The following is a 22,025-nucleotide window of genomic DNA, read 5'->3' as shown; positions in this document are numbered from 1 at the left end:
CGGGGTAGCGTCCGGAGCGGCCAGGACGGCGGGCCGGATCGGCGCGGCGCGCGCCGCGAGCGGCGGGCTGAACCGGGCCGACCAAGCCATGGGTGACGTCGCGGGCGACCGCTGGACGAACCGTTCACCCGACCTCGGGAGGAGCACCATTCCGCGATGACACTCACCGACACCTACGAGCGGCGCTCGTACGGGCTCTGGCAGAAGCCGCGCAGCGCGGGCCTTTTCGGCCTGCGCTGGGAGGAAACCGTGCTCGGCTTCGCGGTCGTGATCACGGCGCTGATCACCGCGATGGTCGGCGGCTTCCAGTGGGGTGTGATCGTCGGCGGCATCGGTGTCGTCGTGATGGTCCCGCTGGTGTGGCGGACCGGAGGTCGTTCGGGCTACGAGACGGGATTGATGATGTTCAACTGGATGCGCTCGCGCAGTCGTGGCGAGCACGTGTACCGCGGCGGCCGCTTCTCCCGGATCCCCGGCGGCGTCACCCGCCTGCCCGGACTGCTGGCGCCGTCGAAGTTGTACGAGGGCATCGACGCGGGCGGTTACAGCTTCGGCATGATCCACCTCCCGCAGTTCGCCCAGTACACGGTGGTGCTGCGCGCGTGGCCGCAAGGCCACGAGGCGGTGGACCAGCCGGTGATCGATCGCTGGGTCTCGGCGTGGGGCACCTTCCTCGCCTCGGTGGGCCAGACCAGCGACATCGTCGCCGTGGTGCCGGTCATCGACACCGTGCCGGAGACCGGAAACCGTTTGCTCACCGAGGTTTCCACGATCACCAGGCCGGAGGCGCCGGAGCTGGCCCAGCAGGTGATGTACGAGCTGGCCACCGAGCTGCCGCAGGAACGGGTGCAGTTGCTGCCGCGGGTGGCGATCACGTTCAAGGCCACCACCGCCGAGCGCCGCAAGAACCCGGCGGAGGAGGCCGTCGAGATCGGCCGTCGCCTGCCCGGCATCTGCGCCGCGCTCGCGGAAGCCGGTGTGCGCGCCCAGCCGATGTCGGCCGACGAGGTGATCTCGTTCATCCGCCGCAGTTACGACCCCGCTTCGCAGGCCGACCTGGAAGTGGCCGCGGGCGAACCCGAGGGGCACGGCCTGGACTGGGCGGACGCGGGCCCGGTGTCCCATGACGAGAAGTGGGATCACCTGGTGCACGACGGTGGCCGCTCGGTCACCTGGGAGATGGACGCGGCGCCGGAGGGCGCGGTCGACGAGCGGGTGCTGCAGCGGCTGCTCGCGCCGAATCCCGAAGTCCCGCGCAAACGTATCGCGATCGTGTACCGTCCGCACTCAGCCGCCGACGCCGCCGAAATCGTCGACGACGATTTCAAGAACGCGTTGGTGGCCCAACAGAGCGAACGCGGGGTCGTGTCCGCGGCGGCGACGCTGCGGGTGGGCGCGACTCAGCAGGCCCGTGAAGAGCAGGCCAGGGGTCACGGTGTGACCCGCTTCGGGGCGCTGGTGACCATCACCGAGCCCCTGCGCGGTGACCTGCCGCGCATCGAAGCCATCACGCGCGACCTGTCGACCCAGGCGCGCTTGAAGATTCGGCGGTGCTACCGCTACCAGGCGGCGGCCTTCGCGGCCTCCCTCGGGTGTGGAGTGATCCTGCCGGAACACGCGACTATTCCGAAGGCACTGGCGGGGTGAGCGATTCATGGCACGGGACTACGAGCCACCCGTTCGGGAACGGGACGAGGACGCACGCCGCAGGCGGCTCGAACAATCCGGCCGGGACGAGTGGGGACAGCGGCCCGAGCGGCGGCGCCCCGCACGGGATTCGGCGCGGGTGAACGGCGAGGACCGGCCGGGCGTGGACACGTCCGACCGGCGGGCGGCCGAGCGGCGCGCGCGATCGGGCGCGGGCAGGCCCGACGGCGCGCGCACGGACCGGGCGCACGCCGAACGGTCTCGCGGCGAGCGGAACCCGCGCATGTCCCGTGACGCGGTCACCGAGCGCATCGCCGCGCGTCCGGATCGCAACGGCGCCAGGAACGGCCGCGTGGCCCGGCCAGCGAAGGTCGACTACACCGCCGACCGCGCCATGGGCGCACCGAATACGGACAAGGCGGCCCGCCGCGCGAAGGCGAAGGCGGATCGGCGCAAGCAGTCCGGGCCGCCGCTGCTGGATGACGCCACCCGCGCCAAGCTGGAGATGATCGCCCGGGAGGGCAGTGGCCTGCGGGCGGCGTTCGCGCAGTTCCGGGTCCGCACCGACGACATCCGCCGCCGCAACTACGCCGCACGCGCGGAGCAGACGATCGAGGACGGTTTCGACCGCAGCACAGCGCAACTCACCGACCGCGGCTACGCGGGCGCGGGCGGCGGCCGGATGAACGTGGTCGGCCGCCCGGTCGAGTACCGCGCCACCACCGCTCAGGTCGCCGGCCTGTGGCCCTGGTCGGTGGGCGCGGGCGCGCCGCTGATCGGCACGCCCCTCGGTTCGCATCTGCACACCGGGGCGCCGGTGTGCTTCGACCCGATGAACTGGTTCATGCGTGGCAGTTTCATCACCGCACCCAGCTTGTTCGTGCTCGGCCTCAACGGTTTCGGCAAATCCTCGCTGGTTCGCCGGATCGTGCTCGGCGGCATCGCGCAGGGGATCACCCCGTTGATCCTCGCCGACGTGAAACCGGACTACCGCAAGATGGTCGAACTCGTCGGTGGCCAGGTGATCGACCTGGGTTACGGGCACGGCAAGCTCAACCCGCTCGCGGCGGGCGTTCTCGGAGCGGTCGTTCCGCGGTTGGAAGAGTTCCCGGCCTTGCAACTGCAGGTGTTGCAGGACCTGCGGGCCCGGCAGGTGACGTTGATCGCGGGCTTGGTCGAACTGGTGCGCGGCGACCGGGTGCGCGACTACGAGGAGACGCTGATCTCCACCGCGCTGCGCATCCTCTACCGGCCGGGTAGCGGATACACGCCGGACAAGCCCCCGATCATGGAGAACCTGCTCGAGGTGATCGTCGGCGGCGGCGAGGAATTGATGCTGGACGCGGGGGCCGACGACCTCGCGGAGTACATGGAAGCGATCAAGGGGCTGCGCCGTTCTCTGCGCGCGCTCACCCAGGGGCCGTTCGGCGCTGTCTTCAACGGCCAGACCACTGTGCCGATCGACACCAGCGCGGTCGCGGTGTGCATGGACGTCTCGCACATCCCGACCGGCGATAAGAAGCTCAAGGCCGCTGTCATGCTGGCCTGCTGGGCCGACGGGTTCGCCTCGGTCGAGGCCGCGCACGTGCTCGCCGACGCGAAGCTCGGCCCGCAGCGCTATTTCCAGGTGGTGATGGACGAGCTGTGGCAGGTGCTCGGCCTCGGCGACTTCATGGTCGACCGCGTCGACGAGCTCACCCGGTTGCAGCGCGGCATCGCCACCGCGCTGATCATGATCAGCCACACCATCAAGGACCTGCAAGCGCTCGGCTCGGAAGCCGCCATCGCGAAGGCGCTCGGTTTCCTCGAGCGGGCGCGCGCCAAGATCTTCGGCGCGCTTCCTGCCGAGGAGATCAAACGGCTGGACAGCACGGTTCCGTTCACATCGGCCGAGGAGGAGATGGTGACCGGATGGTCCGCACCGCAAGCGCTGACCGGCGAGGCGCTCAAACCGGGACAGCAGCGGCCGTCCCCGCCCGGCACCGGTAAATTCCTGCTGAAGATCGGTGAGGACCGCAGGCCCGGCATTCCGTTCCACATGGAATTCACGCTGTCGGAGAAGGAAAGCGGGATCCACGACACGAACCAGCGCTTCAGCGAGTTCACCGAGTCGACCTCGCGCGGGACGGACTCACCGGGGAGTGCCGCATGATGCCGCACCGGTCCTACCGTCGCGTCTCGCCGGAGGTCCGCCAAGCGGCGGTCGAACAGGTCATCGCCCTGACCGGCAAGCTGCGCAGTGAATCGGAGGCCTGCCGCGTGGTCGCCGAACAGATCGGGGTGCACACCAACTCGGTGCGGAACTGGGTGCGCGCGGCCGAAGGCCCCGGTCTGGAGCGGATGGACGCGACCGCGCTGCGGCGCAAAGTGGCTCTGCTGCAACAGCAATTGGCGGCCGCCGCCGAGATGAACCGCACGTTGGCCGACACCCTCAACGAAGCCCGGCGCCGGACGTGAACCCGGGCTGCGCGCGGCACGATGCCGGAGTGCGGCGATGAGCGGCAAAACGGCGTTGTGGACGGCGCTGGGCGCGGTGCTCGGCCTGATGACCATCGTGCTGGTCATCGTCATGCCCTCCGTGGACGACGCCTGCGAGGGTGGCTCGGTACTCGGTTCGCAGTCGGCGCTTCCGCCGCTGGGCGGTTACGTGCCGGGCGATCGGCGCGCCGCCTCGACCACCGGTCCCGGCGCGACACAGACCAACCCGGCCGTGACCGCCACGCCCTCGCTCGCCGCGGGAGCGGGCCCGCTGCGCCGCACGTTGCCGATGGCCACCGGAACCTTCACCGTCTCGGACACCTTCGGCTCGCGGGCCGGCGCGCACAAGGGCGTCGACCTGGCCGCGCCGGACGGTACGCCCATCTTCTCGGTCTCCGACGGCCGCGTCGTCGCCGCCGGTCCGGCGTCGGGGTTCGGCAACTGGATCGTCGTCGATTCGGTGGACACCAACGGCCGCTCGTACTCGGCGGTCTACGGCCACATGTGGGACTCTGGCGTGCTGGTCCAGCCGGGCGATACGGTCACCGCGGGGCAGCACATCGGCGCGGTCGGCTCGGCGGGTGAATCCAGTGGCCCCCATCTGCATTTCGAGATCGTTCCGGGCGGCCGGTTCACCGGCGGGCGTCAGATCGACCCGTTGCCCTGGCTGGACGGCGCGCCGACCCCGGACGTCGGTGGTGCGCGCGCCTATTCCAGCGATCCACGCTGCAGCCTCGGCTTCGGCACCGTCGGTGGCGCGCTGGCCGCGGGCAAGGTGCCGCAAGAACTGGAGATCTGGTACCGCCGTGCGGGTTCCCTCTGCCCGCAGATCACTCCCTCGCTGCTGGCCGCGCAGGGCAGGCAGGAGTCCGGTTTCCGGCGCGGGGCGACTTCCCCCGCCGGCGCACAGGGTCTGGCGCAGTTCCTGCCGACCACCGCGGTGAGCATCGATCCCGACGACGGCAGGCCGTACGTGCTCGACGCCGACGGCAACGGCGTGGCCAGTGTGTGGGACGACGGTGACGCGATCATCGGTCAAGGGCGCTATATGTGCGCCATCGCGCACAAGATCCAGCAGTGGCAGGCCGAGGGCAGGGTGCAGGGCGACATCGTCGCGCTGACGCTGGCGGCCTACAACGCGGGCGAGGGTGCGGTCCTGGCGTCCGGCGGCATGCCGAACCAGGTTGCCGCGCATTACGCCGAGACCCAGCCGTACGTGCGCAACATCCTCACGATGGAAGCGCAGTACCGAGCGCCGGGTTCGCTCGGCCGGTTCACGCCCGGGCAGGGGTCGACCGGTGACCAGATCGTCGAGGCCGCCAACGAGTGGCTCGGCACCCCGTACGTCTGGGGCGGTGGCGGGCCCCAGGGGCCGAGCGGCGGAGGACTGGACGGACCGGGGTTGACCGCGGCGGCGGTGTTCGCGGCGTCCTCCGGCACGGTGACGCTGCCGCGCACAGCCGAACAGCAGTGGGAGGCGGGTGCGGAAGTGCCGATGCGGAAAGCGCAGCCCGGCGATCTGGTGTTCAGCTCGTTCGGTCCCCGTGGACCTGCGCAGGTCGGCATCTACGTCGGCAACGGCCGGATGATCCAGTCCGTGCCCGGTGCGGACGCCCGCTCGGCGGGCGGCGTTTCGGAAGTCGCGGTACCGGGGGACGGACGCGCGAGGAGGGTGCTGTGAGCGGTGACGGGCCCGAACACGCGGCGGCGGGACTGCCGCGACGCCCCGGAGTGCGGCTAGCCTGGATGGATAGAGCGAATGCACGCGCGAAACTGGTGGTGATGCTGGTGGTGAGCGTCGCGGTGCTGGGTGCGGCCTGTGGCCGTGCGGACCGCGCGGACACGGGATCCGATGCGGCGCACCCGGCTACGTCCACACCCCGGTTGCTGGAGGGCGTGCCCGCGCCCGACCCGGTGACGCCGGACGGTGTCGCGGTCGCGGCGCTGCGGGAGATCTACAGCTGGCAACCCGCCGCCGAGACCGAGGGCGCTTCCCTGAGCCGGGCGCGGAAGTTTCTCGGCCCCAGCCTGATTCGTATGCTGGATGCGGCGCCGACCGCGGTGGAGACGCCGAAGTCGACGCTGCAATGGGCGGATTGGGCCAGAGAGGGGGCACACGTGGAGGCGTTCACGTTCGCGTCCGGTGAGAAGGCGCCCGCCCTCAGCGACCCGAACGTCCAGCAGTTCAAGATCGGGATCGAGCAGACCGTCGTCTATCCGAACGGACGCAAGGAGCCGCTGCCGCCCGCGACAGTGATCGCCACCGTCGTGCGCACACCCGACGGCTGGCGGCTCGACGCATTCCGCTGACCACCCGCTTTCCGTACCGGACGGCCGACCCAGGAGGCACACATGGCGAAGAAGAAAAAGGTGACGGATCCGGCCGTACCCGGACCCGACGTCAGCCTGCTACTGACCTACGCCGGCTTCGCGATCTTCGGAACCCTGTGGCTCGCGCTGCATCTGGGCAACCTGCTGGCAGGCAGCCCGCAGAAAGTCCCGTTCAATCCGATCGCCATCGCGGCCGATCTGGCGCGGGGCAAGCTGCAATGGCCGGGTGCGGCCACGGCGATCGTGTTGCTGGTGATCCTGAGTGTGGTCGCGTACCTGGTGATCCGCAAGGAGCTGCAGAAGCGCCGATCCAAGGGCAGGCTGCCGGTGGATGACAAGGCCGACGTGATGGGCAACGGCGGCGCGATCTCGATGCTCACCGAGGCCGGCGTCCGGGAGAAGGCCGAGCAGCTGGGCGTCAGACTGGGCTACGACGACGCTCCCGGCGTACCGATCGGTGTCGGTGTGGCCGACGGCGTGATGCTCTACGGCTCGTATGAGGACCTGCACCTGGACATCTGGGGTCCGCGTCAGGGCAAGTCGACGTCCCGGGTGATCCCCGCGATCCTCACCGCGATCGGCCCTGTGCTGGCCACCTCGAACAAGCGCGACGTGGTGGACGCGACGCGGGATGTCCGCGAGTCCAAAGGAAGTCCCACCTTCGTCTTCGATCCGCAGGGTGTCGCTGGCGAAGAGCCGACCTGGTTCTGGGATCCGCTGTCCTGGGTGGATGCCAAGCGCGAAGGGTGCGAGATGCGCGCGGCACGGTTGGCGGGGCACTTCGCCGACGGCGACGACGGCAGCGACAGCAACCACGACGCGTTCTTCGATCCCGAGGCCGAGGACCTGTTGGCCGGACTGTTCCTCGCCGCCGCGGTCGGCGATCGCAACGGCAGCAGACCGATCGTGCAGGTATGGGAATGGGTGACCAATCCGCAGGACACCGAGCCCATCGAGCTCCTGCGCGCCGCCCGCCATCACTACACGGCCTCGGGCCTGTCCTCGCAGTACAACGCCGATCCACGCACGCGCAGCGGCATCTTCGGCACCGCGAAGAAGATGATCCGGTGCCTGAAATTGTCGAACGTGCACCCGTGGATCACCCGTGGCGGTGATCGCAGGGAGTTCGACGAGCTGGAGTTCCTGGAGAACAACGGCACGCTCTACAGCCTGTCGCTGGAAGGCCGCGGTTCGGCGGCGCCCTTGGTGAGTGCGCTCACCGAAGCGGTGGTCGACGTGGCGATGCGCAAGGCGTCGCAGTCGGCTGGTGGGCGCTTGGCGATTCCGATGCTCGCGGTGCTCGACGAGGCCGCCAACGTAGTGCGCTGGAAGGATCTGCCCAAGCAGTACAGCCACTTCGGCTCGCGCGGCATCGTCGTGATGACGGTGCTGCAATCCTGGGCGCAGGGCGCCCGCTGCTGGGGCGAGAGCGGCATGAACGCCTTGTGGTCGGCGGCGAACATCAAAGTGCTCGGTAGCGGCGTGGACGACACCAAATTCCTGCAGGAGCGCTCGGACGTGCTCGGTGAATACGACGCGATCTCGCAGTCGGTCTCCGAATCCAAGGGCGGCAAGAGCTATTCACGCTCGCTGGGCTCGTCCAAGACGTTCTCGGTCAACGCCCTCGCGACGCTGCCGCGTGGCCGGGCCATCCTGTTCCCCTCAGGTGCGCCTCCGGTGCTCATCCGTACGGTGCCTTGGTGGGAGGGTGAGTACGCTGCGGACGTGAAACAGTCCATCTCGCACCATGATCCACAGCGCAAGACGCAGATCGCGGACGTGATCGGTTCGCCGTCGCTGAGCAAGTCGACGCCACCGCCGGAGTATGGCCAAGTCGAGGAGGTCCGGCCGCTGTGACCGAACAGCAGCAGAACATGATCTACGCGAGTGTGGTGGCGTTCGTCGAGGAATACCTGAGCGTGGTCTATCGGCGGCAGGTCACCGATCTCAGTGACACGGTGTGGTGCCCCGAATGGTGGCAGCACGCCGAAGCGGTCGCCCGTCTGGACGCGCTGTGGCGCGCCTGGGAGCACTACCGCCAAAACCCGTCGACAGGGTTGAGCGTCTGGTTCCTGGATCATGCCGATCCGCACATGGCGAAATTGTTCGACCCCAAAGGCCCGTTCAAATATTGCAGCGTGCGCAACGGCCACAAGGACATGCTCAGCCCGCTCCCGACGAAATCGCCGCAGCATGGGATGTTCGGCGATCCCACGATGGGGGACTTTTCCACCTAGTCGACCGCACCGCGTGATCTCGCGGTATCGGCCGGAAAGACGAATGCCCGCTGAATGATCCAGCGGGCATTTCGTCCTTTTCCTGCTATCGCGTGCGCTCCAAGCCGCGGGATTCCTGTTCCCGCCCGCCCCTGGTGACCGACGGGGCCTCGCCCGGACGGGAGCGTACGGCCTCACCCGGCGGTTGTGCCTGCCCTACTTCGATCAGCATCCGCACCGCGGCAAGCTCCGGCGCTACACCCATTTTGGCCAGATGGGCCGCGATCGCCATGCGGCGTTCCTGGGAGTCGTATTGCAGAGCCGGCTTGGCGGCGGCGTTGGCCGCCATCCGGGAGGCCTCGGCTTGCGCGGAGAAGCGGTCCTTCTCCAGCGACACGCCCTTGTCCGCTATCGGCTTCTCGATCAGCCGGGCCAGCTCGGTGTTGCGCGGATCCTTGGCCTTCGCGTCGCGCGCCTCACGCAGCTGCAACTCCTTGGCCTCTTTGAGCCGGGCCTCGGTGAGCTTGACGCGCGCTTCGGCTTCCTTTTGACCACGCTCGCGGGTCCGCAAGGCGACGAGCGTCGCAAGCTGCAACATTGTCCTCATCATGGCCGCGGTTTCCCGGCCGATGTCGTCCAGTTCCTCGGACATGGCTGCTCCCCGATGCTGCAGTGATCACTATGGATGATGTGGTGCTTCGTTACGGACGCCGCCACGCGAACTGTAGTCCCGTGCAGCGGGTCCCGCCTGCAAACGTGGACACCCGGAGAACTTGTGGTGCGGCACTTCCTGTCCGGGGGATCGCCCGGCCGAGGCCGTACTACGCCGCAAGAACTCCTTGTGTCGAGATTACCCGACAAAGGTCGGCACAATCGAACGAGCGTGCCGGTTTATCAGCATATATCGCACATTTCCGGCGTGTCTCCGGGCGCGCCGGATGATCTTCTAACTGAGGGCACCCTAACCGAAGAAAGGTTCGACTATCCCCGCGTCGGCCGGATGGAGCGGACATGGCTCGGGCCCGCGGCCGGCGAGCGGCGGCGGGCCCGGAGCACACGTTCAGCGGTCGATACGCACCGACTGGATCGTGACCGGCTGCTTCGGCTTCCCGTCGCCGGGGCCGTTGGAGTCGTCCTGGCCCAGCTCGGCGATCTTGTCGAGCGTGCCGAGGCTGTTGTCGTCCACGGTGCCGAAGATCGTGTATTGCGGCGGAAGCATCGAATCCGCGTACACGATGAAGAACTGACTGCCGTTGGTTCCGGGGCCCGCGTTGGCCATGGCCAGCACGCCGCGCTTGTACGCGATCGGCTCGGAGGTCGCCGCGGGATCGTTCGGGGCGTACTGATCGGTGGGGTACTCGTTGTCGAATTCGTAACCGGGCCCGCCCATCCCGGTGCCGGTGGGATCACCGCACTGCAGGACCTTCAGGCCCTCGCCTGCGGTCATACGGTGGCAGCTGGTGCCGTCGAAGTAGTTCTGTGCCGCCAGGCTGACGAAGCTGTTCACCGTGCACGGCGACTCGGCGTTGTTCAGGGTCAGCCCGATCGGGCCCTGGGTGGTCTCCACGCTGACGCTGACCTTCGCGTCGACGCCGGTGGTGGGGATGCCCTCGGCCTTCGGCTTGCCGACCGGCTTGTCCGCGGGCTTGGCGCTGTCGCGGTAGGAGCAGTCGACCGTCGCGGGCTTGGCCTTCGCGGAGGGCGGCGCGGCCGCGGCGGGGGTGCTCGACAGCGAGGCGTCCGCGGCGTCGGAGTTGCTGCTGCTGTCGTCGCCGCGGGTCAAGAAGTACACCCCGGTCACGGCGGCGACCACGAGGACGACACCGAGTACCGATCCGGCGATCGTGAGTTGCTTGCGCTTGCGCGCCCGCTCGGCCCGATTGGCGAGCTGACGTTCCAGCTTGCGTTTCGCCGCTGCTCGTCGCTGTTCGTTGGTCGGCACTACCACGTTCCTCCCGTGTCCGGTTACATCGGGATAAGAGTGTGCCATTTCTTTCTGAGACTGCTCCGCAACCATCCTGAGAGGCGGTTCGGCGAATCGGTTGGACTTGCGGGGGCGTAGTGGTGGAAACTGGAGCATCGTGACCAAGACCAGCAGCTTTTCCGCCCCGAAGGGGGTACCGGACTACGTGCCACCCGGCTCGGCCGAGTTCGTCGCGGTGCGCGACGGCCTGCTCCGCGCCGCCCGACTGGCCGGGTACGGGCATATCGAGCTGCCGGTCTTCGAGGACACGGGCCTGTTCGCCCGCGGTGTCGGCGAGTCCACCGACGTGGTCACCAAGGAGATGTACACCTTCCCCGATCGCGGCGATCGCAGCGTCACGCTGCGCCCCGAGGGAACCGCGGGTGTGATGCGCGCGGTCATCGAACACGGCCTCGACCGGGGCCAGCTGCCGGTGAAGCTGTGCTACGCGGGTCCCTTCTTCCGCTACGAGCGCCCGCAAGCCGGCCGGTACCGGCAGTTGCAGCAGGTGGGCATCGAGGCGATCGGCGTCGACGATCCGGCGTTGGACGCCGAGGTCATCGCCATCGCCGATGCCGGATTCCGTGGTCTGGGGCTGGACGGATTCCGGCTCGAGGTCACCTCGCTGGGTGACGAGACGTGCCGCCCGCAGTACCGCGAACTGCTCCAGGAATTCCTCTTCGGGCTCCCGTTGGACGAGGAGACGAAGCGGCGCGCCCAGCTCAACCCGCTGCGCGTGCTGGATGACAAGCGGCCCGAGGTGCGGGCGATGACCGCGGACGCGCCGCTGATGATCGATCACCTGTCGGAGTCGGCCAAGGCCCACTTCGAGCAGGTGCTCGGTCACCTGGAGGTGCTCGGCGTGCCGTACGTGGTGAACCCGCGCATGGTGCGCGGTCTGGACTACTACACCAAGACCACGTTCGAGTTCGTGCACGACGGTCTCGGCGCGCAATCCGGCATCGGCGGCGGCGGCCGCTACGACGGTCTCATGGCCGAACTCGGCGGGCAGCCGCTGTCGGGCATCGGATTCGGTCTCGGTGTGGACCGGACCATGCTGGCGCTGGCGGCCGAGGGCAAGTCGGCGGGCAGCCCGGCGCGCTGCGAGGTCTTCGGCGTGCCGCTGGGTGAGGCCGCCAAACAGCGGCTGGTGGTGGTGGCCGCGCAGTTGCGCGCGGCGGGCATCCGGGTCGATCTGGCCTACGGCGGGCGCGGTGTGAAGGGCGCGATGAAGGCGGCCGACCGATCCGGGGCCAGGTTCACCCTCGTGCTCGGCGATCGTGACCTCGCGGAGAACACCGTCGGGCTCAAGGATATGGCGACCGGTGATCAGCGGCAGATTCCGCTGCCCGAGGTGGTCGGCGTGATCCGGGAGGCGCTGGCCGGGTAGCGCGGTGGCCGGTGCTCTCGGGTTCCGTCGCGCGACACTGTGCGCCGAACCCGTCGCGGGCGGGGTGTGGGGGCGGTAGCGTGACCGGCGCGCACACCAGCGGCGCCGAAGTCGCGAGAGGGCGGAGTAGTGTCCACGAATTCTGATGACCAGCGGGCGATCGCGCCGGTGGGGCTCGACCTGGTCGCGCCTGAGCTGTACGCGCCGATGCTGCGCCGCCTCGCGTTGGCCGCGTCGGGCATCGGGATCGGCGCGGCGCTGCTGGCCGCGACCGTGGTGAGCTGGCCGATCGCGGCGGCCATCGGCGTTGTCGTCGGCGCGCCCACCGTGGTGTACGCCGTCGCGCTGCGTCGGCGGCGAATGTGGGTGACGGGTACGACGATTCATGCCCGCAGGCTGTTCGGTGAACGACAGGTGGAGATGTCGGCGGCCACCGGGGTCGAGGTCTTGGTGTTCCCGGCCCGGTTGAGCCGGATCGCCCTGCGGGTTACCGCCGGGGAGATTTCGCAAGTCGTTCCGCTGGCCATGTACACCGACGCGGGCAGCGGCCGCGAATTGCATCTGCTGGGTTTGCGCAAACTCGCGGACGCGCTCGCCGCCAGTGAATTGGCCGCGTCCGTCGCGGTTTCCGAGATGCTGGTGCACCAGTTGCGCGCCGAGGCACGCGATGCCGGACTGGAGGAACGGCCGCTGTATCGCGCCGTGCGGCTGGCGCGGGCCAAAGACGTGGTCTCGCCGATCGTGCTGACCGACACCGAGGTCGCCGCGCTCGCCTGAGCAACGTTGCCGGAGAACCGGTGCGGCCGGTACGGGTCACTGTCGCGTAGCTCACCGTGCGCCTTCGGCGGCGGTGAGAGTGACTAGGGTGGGCTAGAGGATTCGCCGATCGCAAGGAGTTCGCCGTGAGCACCCCCGCTGGGACCGTGACCGTCACCGTGACCGGAGCCGCGGGCCAGATCGCCTACGGCATGCTGTTCCGGATCGCCTCCGGCGCGATGCTCGGCCCGGACACGCGCGTGCGCCTGCGGCTGCTGGAGGTCCCCGCAGCGGTGGCGTCGCTGGAGGGCGTCGCGATGGAACTGGAGGACGGCGCGTTCCCGCTGCTGGACTCCATCGACATCAGCGACGACCCGTGGATCGGCTTCGCGGGCGCGGGCATCGCCCTGCTCGTCGGCGCGCGGCCGCGCACGGCCGGGATGGAACGCTCGGATCTGCTCGCCGCCAACGGCGCGATCTTCACCGAGCAGGGCGCCGCGATCAACGCCAGCGCCGGGGACGACGTGAAGGTGCTCGTGATCGGCAACCCGGCCAACACCAACGCCTTCATCGCCATGAGCAACGCGCCGGACGTGCCCGCCGAGCGTTTCACCGCCATGACTCGCCTGGACCACAACCGCGCCATCGCGCAGCTGGCCAAGAAAACCGGTGCCCCCGCCGCGGCCATCGCGCGGGTCGCCATCTGGGGCAATCACTCGGCGACGCAGTATCCGGATATCGCGCACGCCACCATCGCGGGACGTCCCGCCCTCGATCTGATCGGCGATCCGGCGTGGTTGACCGAGCAGTTCGTGCCCACCGTGCAGCAGCGCGGCACCGCCATCATCCAGGCCCGCGGCGCGTCCTCGGCGGCGAGCGCGGCCAGCGCCGCGATCGACCACATCCACGACTGGGTACGCGGCACGCGGGACGATGACTGGGTCTCGATGGCAGTTCCCTCGGACGGCTCCTACGGCGTGCCCGAAGGGCTGATCAGCTCGTTCCCGGTCACCTGCGCGAACGGTGAGTACACGATCGTGCCCGATCTGACGATCGACGAACTGGCCCGTCCCCGGATCGACGCCTCGGTCGCCGAACTCGCGCAGGAGCGCGACGCCGTCATCGACCTCGGTTTCGCCAAGCACGCCTGACCGGCTCGCGGACGTGCCTATCCGACTGTCCAGGTCTCGGGCCCGGTGAGCAGGGACTGGAGCGATTCGGGGCCGACTGGTCTCTTCTCTCGCGCGGTCTCGGTCTGGTAGCGCACCCCGTCGTCGTAGGTCGGTCGCGAGACGCTGCGGAAGATGCCGGTGACCACATGCTCGAGTCCTTGATCGGACAACCGCGACAGCGCGTAGGCGTACTCCGGGTCGTCGGCGTAGGCGTCGTGCACCACGATGTCGGACTCCGCGACGCTGTCGGTGCGAGCCGTCGTGAGCCCGAAACCCCGGCGTACGACGGCGAATTCGCCCTCGGCGCCGAACCGGATCGGTTCGGCGTGGCGCAACGGTATGAGATGGTCCGCGGCGTTCTCCCGGCGCAGCACGTCGAACGAGCCGTCGTTGAATATCGGGCAGTCCTGCAGGATTTCCACGAACGACGTGCCGCGGTGCTCGGCCGCGGCGCGCAACACCTCGGTCAGCCCCGCGCGATCGGAGTCGAGCGCGCGAGCGGCGAAGGTCGCTTCCGCGCCCAGCGCCACCGACAGGGTGTTGAACGGGTGGTCCACCGAGCCCATCGGGGTCGATTTGGTGATCTTGCCCTGCTCCGAGGTCGGTGAGTACTGCCCCTTGGTCAAGCCGTAGATCCGGTTGTTGAACAGCAGGATCGTCATGTTCACGTTGCGGCGCAACGCGTGGATGAGGTGATTGCCGCCGATGGACAGCGCGTCGCCGTCACCGGTCACCACCCAGACCGACAGGTCGGGCCTGCTGACCGCCAATCCGGTCGCGATCGCGGGCGCACGACCGTGAATGGAGTGGATACCGTAGGCCTCCAAGTAGTACGGGAAGCGGCTCGAGCAGCCGATCCCGGACACGAACATCAGATTCTCTCTGCGCAATCCGAGTTCGGCGAGGAAGCCGCGCACCGTCGCCAGGATCACATAGTCGCCGCAACCCGGGCACCAGCGCACCTCTTGATCGGAGGTGAACTCCTTCACCTTCTGCGGTCCGTCCGCCGTCGGTACCCCGGACACACCGGTCAGTCCCAGGTCGGTGCCGACCAGCGAGGTCTCCACGATGGTCATGCGTTACCCCCAGTGATGCGGTACGCGGCTGCCTCGCCTGCGCTCGGCGCGGCGCAGGGTTGTGGTCGGACTTCGTCGGGCAGCGCTCGATAAGTAGCCCGCGCCCGTGCGGCGAAGACCTTGTTCTGTTCCATCTCCTCGATCGATCCGTCCAGCGCCGCGTCGATCACCCCGACCAGTTCCTGGGCGGAGAACGCGGTGCCGGCGATCTTCGTCCACGGCCGCACATCGACCAGGTACTTCGCCCGCAGCAGCGTGGCCAGCTGGCCGCCGTTCATCTCCGGCGCGACCACGCGGCGATAGCGGCGCAGCACGTCACCGAGATTGGCGGGCAACGGATTCAGATGGCGTAGATGCGCCTGGGCGACGGGGACTCCGCGCCGCCGCGCGCGCCGGCACGCCTCGCCGATCGGGCCGAATGAACTGCCCCAGCCGATCAGCAGCAGCTCGGCGGTGCCGTCCGGGTCGTCGACCGCGAGTTCGGGGACGCCGATGCCGTCGATCTTCGCTTGGCGCAGACGGACCATGAGTTCGTGGTTGCCCGGATCGTAGGAGATGTTACCGCTGCCGTCGGCCTTCTCGAGACCGCCGATGCGGTGGGCGCGGCCCTTCGTGCCGGGGACGGCCAGCGGTCGGGCGAGCGTGTCGGGATCGCGCGCGTACGGCTGGAACGGGTCGGCGTCGTCGCCGTCCGGCTCGAATCCCGGGTCGATCGGCTCCAATTCCGTCACCTGCGGAATGGACCACGGTTCGGAGCCGTTGGCGATCGCGCCGTCGGACAGCACCAGCACCGGAGTGCGGTAGGTCAGGGCGATCCGCGCGGCCTCCACCGCGGTGGCGAAGCAGTCCGCCGGGGAGCGCGGCGCGAGCACCGCTACCGGTGATTCGCCGTTGCGGCCGTAGAGCGCCTGCAACAGGTCGGCCTGTTCGGTCTTGGTCGGCAGTCCGGTCGACGGTCCGCCGCGCTGCACATCGATCACGATCAGCGGCAGCTCCGTCATCACCGCCAGGCCGATGGTCTCGCTCTTGAGCGCGAGTCCCGGGCCGGAAGTGCTGGTGACACCGAGCGCGCCGCCGAGCGAAGCGCCCAGCGCGGCACCGATTCCGGCGATCTCGTCCTCGGCCTGGAAGGTGGTGACGTCGAAGTTCTTGTGCTTGCTCAGCTCATGCAGGATGTCCGAGGCGGGCGTGATGGGGTAGGTGCCCAGGAAGACCGGCAGCTTCGCGAGCCGGCCCGCGGTGATCAGGCCGTAGGCGAGCGCGGTGTTGCCGGTGATCTGGCGGTAGGTGCCCGGCGGCAGTTTCGCGGGCGCGATCTCGTAGGTGGTGGCGAAGCTCTCGGTGGTCTCGCCGTAGTTCCAGCCCGCCCGGAACGCCAGGATATTGGCCTCGGCGATGTCCGGCTTGGTGGCGAACTTCTCGCGCATGAACTGCTCGGTGCCGCCGATCGGGCGTCCGTACATCCAGGAGAGCAGGCCGAGGGCGAACATGTTCTTCGCACGCTGGGCATCTTTTTTGCCGACCCCGGTCGATTCGGTCGCGCCCAGCGTGAGCGAGGTCATCGGGACGCGGTGGACCACGAAGTCCGACAGCGTCTCGTCGGCCAGCGGATCGGCGGCGTAGCCGACCTTGGCGAGGGCCCGTTTGGTGAACTCGTCGGTGTTCACGATGACGGTGGCGCCGCGCGGGAGATCCTCCAGGTTCGCCTTGAGCGCGGCGGGGTTCATCGCGACGAGCACGTCGGGCTGGTCACCAGCGGTGAGGATGTCGTAGTCGGCGATCTGGATCTGGAAGGACGAGACGCCGGGCAGGGTGCCCTGCGGCGCCCGGATCTCGGCGGGGAAGCTGGGCTGAGTGGCCAAGTCGTTGCCGAACGCGGCGGCCTCGTGGGTGAAGCGATCGCCGGTCAGCTGCATTCCGTCGCCGGAGTCCCCGGCGAACCGAATGACGACCTTTTCCAACTTCGCTGTGCCGACATCGTTTTGGTGTGAAACCATATGCCTGCTTCACTTCCTCGTCGCTGAGAGGTGCCATCGCCAAACTACTCCGTCGAGTGCGGTGCGCGCCCCCGAAGCGCGCGGACCGGCGAGATTCGGCGATGGTGGCGTCAGGCGAACAATGCCAGTTGCGCGTCGGTCGTGTGCGCGGTTTCGGGTCGTGTCTCCGGTTCGGCATGCCTGCGCGCCGTCAAACCGTGCTCGGCCAGCAGTGGAGCGACCCGCGCGCGTAGCCAGGCGGAGTACTCCGGCGTCACGTAGGCGCCGCGGCGGTAGAGCTGACGGTACCGGCGCAGCAGCGCCGGATGGTGCTCGGCCAGCCAGGACAGGAACCAGCCCCTGGTGCTGCCGCGCAGATGCATGGGGAACGCGACGGCCGATGCCGCCCCGGCCTCGGCGATGGCGCCGAAGATCGCGTCCAGATGTGCCTGTCCGTCCGTCAGACAGGGGATGACCGGGGCGACCAGCACGTTCACCGCGAAGCCCGCGTCGGTGAGCGCGCGAACCAGGTCCAGCCGTGCCCGTGGCGACGGCGTGCCGGGTTCCAGGCTCTGGTGCAGCTCCTGATCGAGGATCGCGATGGACACCGCGAGGCTGACCCGCACCTGGCGCGCGGCCGAGGTGAGCAGCGGTAGATCCCGGCGCAGCAAGGTGCCTTTGGTGAGGATGTAGAAGGGGGTGCCGGACTCGGCCAGCGCGCGGATGACGCCCGGCATCAGGCGATATCGCCCCTCGGCGCGCTGATAGGGATCGGTGTTGGTGCCGAGTGCGACCGGTTCGCGGCGCCAGGACCGCCTGCCGAGTTCCTTGCGCAGCACCGCGGCGACGTTGGTCTTCACCACGATCTGCGAGTCGAAGTCGCGGCCCGCGTCCAGGTCCAGATACTCGTGCGTGCCGCGCGCGAAACAGTAGCGGCACGCGTGCGAACAACCGCGCATCGGATTGACGGTCCACTGGAACGGCACGTTCGCGCCCTCGGGCACCCTGTTCAGCGCGCTCTTGCACAACACCTCGTGGAAGGTGATGCCCTCGAACTCCGGCGTCCGCACGGTGCGCACCAGACCCGCCCGGGACAGCCCGGGCAAGGCGCCGTCCTCGGCGTCCAGGGTCTGGCTTTGCCACCGCACCCCCTCAGTCGAACATGTGTTCTAGAAGCTGTCAAGCGATCTGTCTGGTGTCGGGCGGGGTGAGTCGGGCCGGGTCGGCGAAGAAGGTGACCAGATCGCGCACCGTGTCCTCGAGCGAGCGCGGCTGGTAGCCGAGTTCCCGTTCCGCCTTGCCGTGGTCGACGACGGGCGCGGAGATGAGCGCGCCGAGCGCCGCCTTGGAGACGATGTCGGAGTTGAACAGCTTGCCGATCGGCGCGAGCACCGGGATGACGCCGGACACGAGCTTGGCGGGGATGGCGAACTTCGGCCCCCGCTTGCCGCCATGGGCGGCGGCGACGCGGCACAGTTCGAGCATCGAGATCATCGATCCACCGAGCAGGTAGTTCTCACCTGTGCGGCCGTGCTCTCCGGCCAGTACCAGGCCCTCGGCCACATCGCGCACGTCCACGAGGTCGAAACCCCCGCCGATCATGGCGGGCACGCGCCCGAGCGCCGCGTCCCTGAGTGTCCGGTTGATGCGCGAGAGCGGCTTGCCGAAGTCCAGCGGGCCGAAGACGCCGGTCGGGTTGCACAGCACCGCGTCCAGGCCCTCGTCGATCACCTTGCGCAGCGCCACCTCGCCCGCCCACTTGGAGCGGTCGTAGACCGGCAACCCGGGGTCGGTCGACCGCGGCGCGTTCTCGTCGATCCGGCCACCGCAGCTGTACTGGTCGAAGGCGTGGATCGAGCTGGCGTGCACCATCCGGCGCGCGCCGACGGCCAGCGCCGCCTCGGCGACCACGCGCACACCCTCGGTGTTCACCCGCCAGGCGAGTTCGTTCTTCTCGGCCAGGGTGATCACCGCCACCAGGTGGTAGACCACCTCCGCGCCGTCCAGTGCGGCGCGCATGGACGCCTGGTCGAGCACATCGCCCCGCACCCAGGTGATGCCGGGTGCCGCCGGCTCGGCGGGAATCGCCCGATCGATGGCCGTGATCTGATGGCCGCGCTCGGTGAGGAGGCGGAGCAGATTCGTGCCGAGGTAGCCGGCTGCGCCGGTCACTGCGACCTTCATGGGACAGAGAATATAGAACTTGTTCTAATTTGCAACACGTTCCAATTCTGCCCCTTTCGCCCTGCCGTGCGGCGCGTTCGGGCTCGAAACTTGCCGGTCGGGTCGGCTATATTGAGCGCAACCGTAGCGGCCCTTGCCGATTCGGCAGGGAGCCGGCGGATCACGACAACTTCATGACGCAGATCTGTACGACGATTTGGGGGGCAACTCGATGAGTGATCTCTCGGTAGAGACCGAAGCGGTCCGGGCGTTCGCCGCCACGAACGCCGGTATCGCCGGTGATCTCGCGGGGGCGGGCAATTTCGACGCGGTGAAGAACGTTTCCGCGCTCGTTCCGGTGTTCGGCTTGATCGGGGCCGACTACCTGGCGATGTTCGCGGCGGCACAGGTGTTGCAGGCCAAGGACATCAACGATCTGTCGGCCAAGTACGCCAAACTCTCGGACTCGGCGTTCAGCGCCGCCGCGGCCTACGACGCGGTCGACTGGTCCAACGCGGGCGCGCTCGGATCGATCGCGGGCCAGATCGGAGGCGCGGTATGAGGCCGCTCGACAGCGGCGTCATCGCGCCGGAGGACCACGCCCTCGCGCACGCGGCCGAGCAGAACGTCGCGATCGGCCAGCAGTCCGTGCTGGACACCCTGCAGAACGCGCCCGAGCAGGCGGTGCTGGACCTGCCGTTGCCGCAGCTGCCCGACGATCTGCCGCCCATCGAGCCGCCCGCTTTCGTGCTGTCGCGCAAGATCGCCGAGGATCAACAGTCGGTCGGCGCCACGCCCTCCGGTCTGCCCGGTCTGAACGGCGCACCGGGCGCCGAGAACGTACTCGGCGTGCCGCACGAGGCGTCGGCGCTGCTCGGTGACATGAACACGGCGGTCGACCACGTTGCGGCGCCCGCGGTCCAAGCGGCGCTCGATCAGGCCCCCGGCGTGCTGAACGGAGCACTGGCCGACGCGTCGAGCGCGGTCGCCGGCACGGTGAACCAGGCGGCGGCCGCCGCCGCGTCGTTGCCCCCGTTGCCCGCCGACCCGGTCGCCGCGCTGATGCAGGGTGTCGCGGTGCCCGCGCTCCCCGGCGTCGATCTGCTGATGAAGCCGATCCTGGATCTGCTGAGCAGCTTCGGCACCGGTGTCATCGGCGCGTTCGATCCGACCGCGATCCTGAGCCAGTCCTCCAAGGTCATCGAGATGGCCATGCAGGTGGGCAAGGGCAGCATGAGCACGGTCGAGCAGCTGTGGCAGAGCCAGGCCGCGCGCAATGCCCAGGCCGCGAGCCAGCAGGCGAACGTGGAGGGGCAGCAGACCAGCCAGCGGGGTATCGACATCTCCGAGCTCACCCAGCGTGCCGCCACGGTGGTGCAGCAGGGCAACGCTCAGTTGCTCGGCATCGCGTCGTCGTTCGCCACCCAGGCGACCGCGCTCGCGCCGGTGATCCTCACCCCGCCGGCCCAGGCGACGTTGATCGCCTCGGCCACCGAACACCTGGGCAACGCCGTCGGCGTGGTCAACGCCACCCGCGGTGATCTGGCGGGCAAGACCGCCGAACTCAGCGGCATGGTGCAGCAACTGGTCGCGCCCGGCGGCGGTCCGGCGCCGCAGGAGGTCGCGCAGGCGCTGGCGGAGAACGTCGGCCAGCCGATCATGGAGCAGGCGCAGTCGAGCGCCTCGGATACCGCGACCAAGGCGGCCGGCCTCGACTCCGCCACGCCCGGGACCTCGACCCCCTCGACCACGCCGTCGTCGGTGCACACCACGCACAGCCCGGGTACCAGCCACGGCACGCCGAGCGGACTGCTCGGCAGCAGCCCCGGCAGGCCCGGAAGTTCGAGCACGCCCTCGGTTCCGAAAGCCACCGGCCTGCCCGGCACCACGGTTCCCCCGATCCGCTCGGTCGCCGGCGTCCCGGGCACGTCATTCGGTACCGGCTCGCCCGCGAGCACCACACCTGCCGGGTCGAACGGTTTCATGGGCGGCCCGGCCGGCGCGGCGGGACAGCGCGGCAATGACGACGAACACTCGCGCTCGGTGCAGCCGTATCTGAGCCCCACCGGCAACGACGACCTCACCGGCCCGTTGGGCGAGTCCACGCCGGACGTCATCGGCGCCACGCACTCGGACGAGATCATCAGTTCGGACTACGAGCAAGACCAGTTCTGACGCGTCGCGGGGGAGGCCACGCACGAGATCCGGCCCGAGCGGGGATCATCGCCGTTCGGGCCGGATGACGAGCGAAGGTCAGTTGTCTTGCGCGAACGCGTCGAGCAGTTTCCGGTACAGGTCGGCGAAGCGTTTGCGTGCGGCCTGCTGCTCGGCGCCGAGCCCCTCGGTGGTGTCGGGCGAATACACCACGAGATGTACGTCCTCCGACGGCGACTGCGGCATGAAGTCGATGATCCGGCTGCTCTGATCCGTTGCGGCCGGTACGCCGAGGTCCACGGTGGCGAGCGCTTTGGTCTCCGCCAGCGCCGCACTCAGCACGTCGGGCGGGATGTGGCCATCGATCCGCTTGGGCGGGGTCTCCGGCCGGCGCTCGGCGGCCACCGCGTCGGGGCTGCTGATCGCACGGCCGTCGGCGAAGATCTCCAGTTGCGGACGCAGGTCCGTGCGGGCCTGCCACCCGTCCGGAATGGTGGTCAGCGTGAACAACGCCAGCGGCGCGGCGATCGGCGGTAGCGCGCTGGGGCGATCCAGGGCCGGGTCGGCCGTCGCGGCGCCCGAGCCCGCCGCCACGATCAGCAACACAACCAGCACAACAGCTTTCGTTACTCGCATCGATCCCATCTTCCGGTGCTGTCCGTATCCACCTGCAACACAGGTGAACTGCCGTAGATCATGACAG

Annotated in this window: 19 protein-coding genes; 12 read left to right on the top strand and 7 right to left on the bottom strand. The window is 69.0% G+C overall.

Going from position 1 to position 22,025, the window contains the following annotated elements; translation table 11 throughout:
* The first annotated feature begins 156 nt into the window (after positions 1-156).
* The 7 genes from NA8_RS22670 to NA8_RS22640 all read left to right on the top strand — a co-directional run bounded on the left by NA8_RS22670 (position 157) and on the right by NA8_RS22640 (position 8,693).
* Entirely contained in the window at positions 157-1,647 is a 1,491-nt protein-coding gene (locus tag NA8_RS22670; RefSeq protein WP_062973526.1) for an SCO6880 family protein, read from the top strand.
* A 7-nt stretch (positions 1,648-1,654) separates the two neighbouring features.
* Complete coding sequence (locus tag NA8_RS22665; RefSeq protein ID WP_084467009.1) at positions 1,655-3,799, top strand: putative type IV secretion/conjugal transfer ATPase; 2,145 nt, start codon at positions 1,655-1,657, stop codon at positions 3,797-3,799.
* On the top strand, positions 3,796-4,104 hold the full coding sequence (locus tag NA8_RS22660) for a transposase (protein ID WP_040867646.1): 309 nt from the start codon (positions 3,796-3,798) through the stop codon (positions 4,102-4,104). The genes NA8_RS22665 and NA8_RS22660 overlap by 4 nt, the downstream gene beginning before the upstream one ends.
* A 37-nt stretch (positions 4,105-4,141) precedes the next feature.
* A complete protein-coding gene (locus NA8_RS22655) occupies positions 4,142-5,806 on the top strand; it encodes a peptidoglycan DD-metalloendopeptidase family protein (RefSeq protein ID WP_063052341.1) in 1,665 nt (554 codons plus the stop codon).
* A 65-nt stretch (positions 5,807-5,871) separates the two neighbouring features.
* Entirely contained in the window at positions 5,872-6,435 is a 564-nt protein-coding gene (locus NA8_RS22650; RefSeq protein WP_063052340.1) for a hypothetical protein, read from the top strand.
* A 42-nt stretch (positions 6,436-6,477) separates the two neighbouring features.
* On the top strand, positions 6,478-8,313 hold the full coding sequence (locus tag NA8_RS22645; protein ID WP_063052339.1) for a type IV secretory system conjugative DNA transfer family protein: 1,836 nt from the start codon (positions 6,478-6,480) through the stop codon (positions 8,311-8,313).
* Positions 8,310-8,693, top strand: a complete 384-nt coding sequence (locus NA8_RS22640) for a DUF4913 domain-containing protein (protein ID WP_245659987.1) — start codon at positions 8,310-8,312, stop codon at positions 8,691-8,693. The genes NA8_RS22645 and NA8_RS22640 overlap by 4 nt, the downstream gene beginning before the upstream one ends.
* Before the next feature lie 85 nt (positions 8,694-8,778).
* On the opposite strand, the gene NA8_RS22635 is transcribed toward NA8_RS22640, so the two are convergent.
* Positions 8,779-9,324, bottom strand: coding sequence for a hypothetical protein (locus tag NA8_RS22635; RefSeq protein ID WP_062973532.1), 546 nt, complete (start codon positions 9,322-9,324; stop codon positions 8,779-8,781).
* A 408-nt stretch (positions 9,325-9,732) separates the two neighbouring features.
* On the bottom strand, positions 9,733-10,614 hold the full coding sequence (locus NA8_RS22630) for a peptidylprolyl isomerase (RefSeq protein ID WP_063052338.1): 882 nt from the start codon (positions 10,612-10,614) through the stop codon (positions 9,733-9,735).
* Positions 10,615-10,753: 139 nt separating this feature from the next.
* Here NA8_RS22630 and hisS point away from each other — a divergent pair, with 139 nt between their 5' ends.
* The 3 genes from hisS (at position 10,754) to NA8_RS22615 (ending at position 13,932) form a co-directional block, all read left to right on the top strand.
* Positions 10,754-12,025 (top strand): histidine--tRNA ligase, encoded by a 1,272-nt coding sequence (gene hisS / locus NA8_RS22625; protein WP_063052337.1) that lies wholly within the window; start codon positions 10,754-10,756, stop codon positions 12,023-12,025.
* 129 nt (positions 12,026-12,154) lie between these two features.
* On the top strand, positions 12,155-12,802 hold the full coding sequence (locus NA8_RS22620; protein ID WP_063052336.1) for a hypothetical protein: 648 nt from the start codon (positions 12,155-12,157) through the stop codon (positions 12,800-12,802).
* Between the two features lie 125 nt (positions 12,803-12,927).
* Positions 12,928-13,932: a malate dehydrogenase gene (locus tag NA8_RS22615; protein ID WP_063052335.1), complete on the top strand. Its 1,005-nt coding sequence runs from the start codon at positions 12,928-12,930 to the stop codon at positions 13,930-13,932.
* 17 nt (positions 13,933-13,949) lie between these two features.
* On the opposite strand, the gene NA8_RS22610 is transcribed toward NA8_RS22615, so the two are convergent.
* From NA8_RS22610 to NA8_RS22595, 4 genes are all read right to left on the bottom strand, one after another.
* Entirely contained in the window at positions 13,950-15,029 is a 1,080-nt protein-coding gene (locus tag NA8_RS22610; protein ID WP_063052334.1) for a 2-oxoacid:ferredoxin oxidoreductase subunit beta, read from the bottom strand.
* Positions 15,026-17,026 (bottom strand): 2-oxoacid:acceptor oxidoreductase subunit alpha, encoded by a 2,001-nt coding sequence (locus tag NA8_RS22605; RefSeq protein WP_245663950.1) that lies wholly within the window; start codon positions 17,024-17,026, stop codon positions 15,026-15,028. Before NA8_RS22605 ends, NA8_RS22610 begins: the two co-directional genes overlap by 4 nt.
* Before the next feature lie 110 nt (positions 17,027-17,136).
* Positions 17,137-18,153 (bottom strand): Rv2578c family radical SAM protein, encoded by a 1,017-nt coding sequence (locus NA8_RS22600; RefSeq protein ID WP_063052333.1) that lies wholly within the window; start codon positions 18,151-18,153, stop codon positions 17,137-17,139.
* A 31-nt stretch (positions 18,154-18,184) separates the two neighbouring features.
* Positions 18,185-19,189: an NAD-dependent epimerase/dehydratase family protein gene (locus tag NA8_RS22595; protein ID WP_063052332.1), complete on the bottom strand. Its 1,005-nt coding sequence runs from the start codon at positions 19,187-19,189 to the stop codon at positions 18,185-18,187.
* Between the two features lie 211 nt (positions 19,190-19,400).
* Between NA8_RS22595 and NA8_RS22590 the strand changes: the two genes are divergently transcribed.
* Together NA8_RS22590 and NA8_RS22585 are read left to right on the top strand one after the other, a co-directional pair.
* A complete protein-coding gene (locus NA8_RS22590) occupies positions 19,401-19,730 on the top strand; it encodes a type VII secretion target (RefSeq protein WP_040867626.1) in 330 nt (109 codons plus the stop codon).
* Positions 19,727-21,343, top strand: a complete 1,617-nt coding sequence (locus tag NA8_RS22585) for a hypothetical protein (protein ID WP_063052331.1) — start codon at positions 19,727-19,729, stop codon at positions 21,341-21,343. Before NA8_RS22590 ends, NA8_RS22585 begins: the two co-directional genes overlap by 4 nt.
* A 78-nt stretch (positions 21,344-21,421) precedes the next feature.
* Here the strand turns inward: NA8_RS22585 and NA8_RS22580 are convergent, their stop codons facing one another.
* Positions 21,422-21,958, bottom strand: a complete 537-nt coding sequence (locus tag NA8_RS22580) for a hypothetical protein (protein ID WP_063052366.1) — start codon at positions 21,956-21,958, stop codon at positions 21,422-21,424.
* Positions 21,959-22,025: the final 67 nt, after the last annotated feature.

This window comes from Nocardia arthritidis NBRC 100137 (assembly GCF_001612765.1).
GTDB classification, from domain to species: domain Bacteria; phylum Actinomycetota; class Actinomycetes; order Mycobacteriales; family Mycobacteriaceae; genus Nocardia; species Nocardia arthritidis.
This window is presented reverse-complemented; position numbering and strand designations above follow the sequence as displayed.

Bases quoted from the DNA above. Each gene is read 5' to 3' on its own strand.
- NA8_RS22670 (WP_062973526.1), top strand. From the start codon at position 157: ATGACACTCACCGACACCTACGAGCGGCGCTCGTACGGGCTCTGGCAG.
- NA8_RS22590 (WP_040867626.1), top strand. From the start codon at position 19,401: ATGAGTGATCTCTCGGTAGAGACCGAAGCGGTCCGGGCGTTCGCCGCC.
- NA8_RS22610 (WP_063052334.1), bottom strand. From the start codon at position 15,029: ATGACCATCGTGGAGACCTCGCTGGTCGGCACCGACCTGGGACTGACC.
- NA8_RS22635 (WP_062973532.1), bottom strand. From the start codon at position 9,324: ATGTCCGAGGAACTGGACGACATCGGCCGGGAAACCGCGGCCATGATG.
- NA8_RS22660 (WP_040867646.1), top strand. From the start codon at position 3,796: ATGATGCCGCACCGGTCCTACCGTCGCGTCTCGCCGGAGGTCCGCCAA.
- NA8_RS22650 (WP_063052340.1), top strand. From the start codon at position 5,872: ATGGATAGAGCGAATGCACGCGCGAAACTGGTGGTGATGCTGGTGGTG.
- NA8_RS22595 (WP_063052332.1), bottom strand. From the start codon at position 19,189: ATGAAGGTCGCAGTGACCGGCGCAGCCGGCTACCTCGGCACGAATCTG.
- NA8_RS22585 (WP_063052331.1), top strand. From the start codon at position 19,727: ATGAGGCCGCTCGACAGCGGCGTCATCGCGCCGGAGGACCACGCCCTC.
- NA8_RS22605 (WP_245663950.1), bottom strand. From the start codon at position 17,026: ATGGTTTCACACCAAAACGATGTCGGCACAGCGAAGTTGGAAAAGGTC.
- NA8_RS22580 (WP_063052366.1), bottom strand. From the start codon at position 21,958: ATGCGAGTAACGAAAGCTGTTGTGCTGGTTGTGTTGCTGATCGTGGCG.
- NA8_RS22655 (WP_063052341.1), top strand. From the start codon at position 4,142: ATGAGCGGCAAAACGGCGTTGTGGACGGCGCTGGGCGCGGTGCTCGGC.
- NA8_RS22645 (WP_063052339.1), top strand. From the start codon at position 6,478: ATGGCGAAGAAGAAAAAGGTGACGGATCCGGCCGTACCCGGACCCGAC.
- NA8_RS22665 (WP_084467009.1), top strand. From the start codon at position 1,655: ATGGCACGGGACTACGAGCCACCCGTTCGGGAACGGGACGAGGACGCA.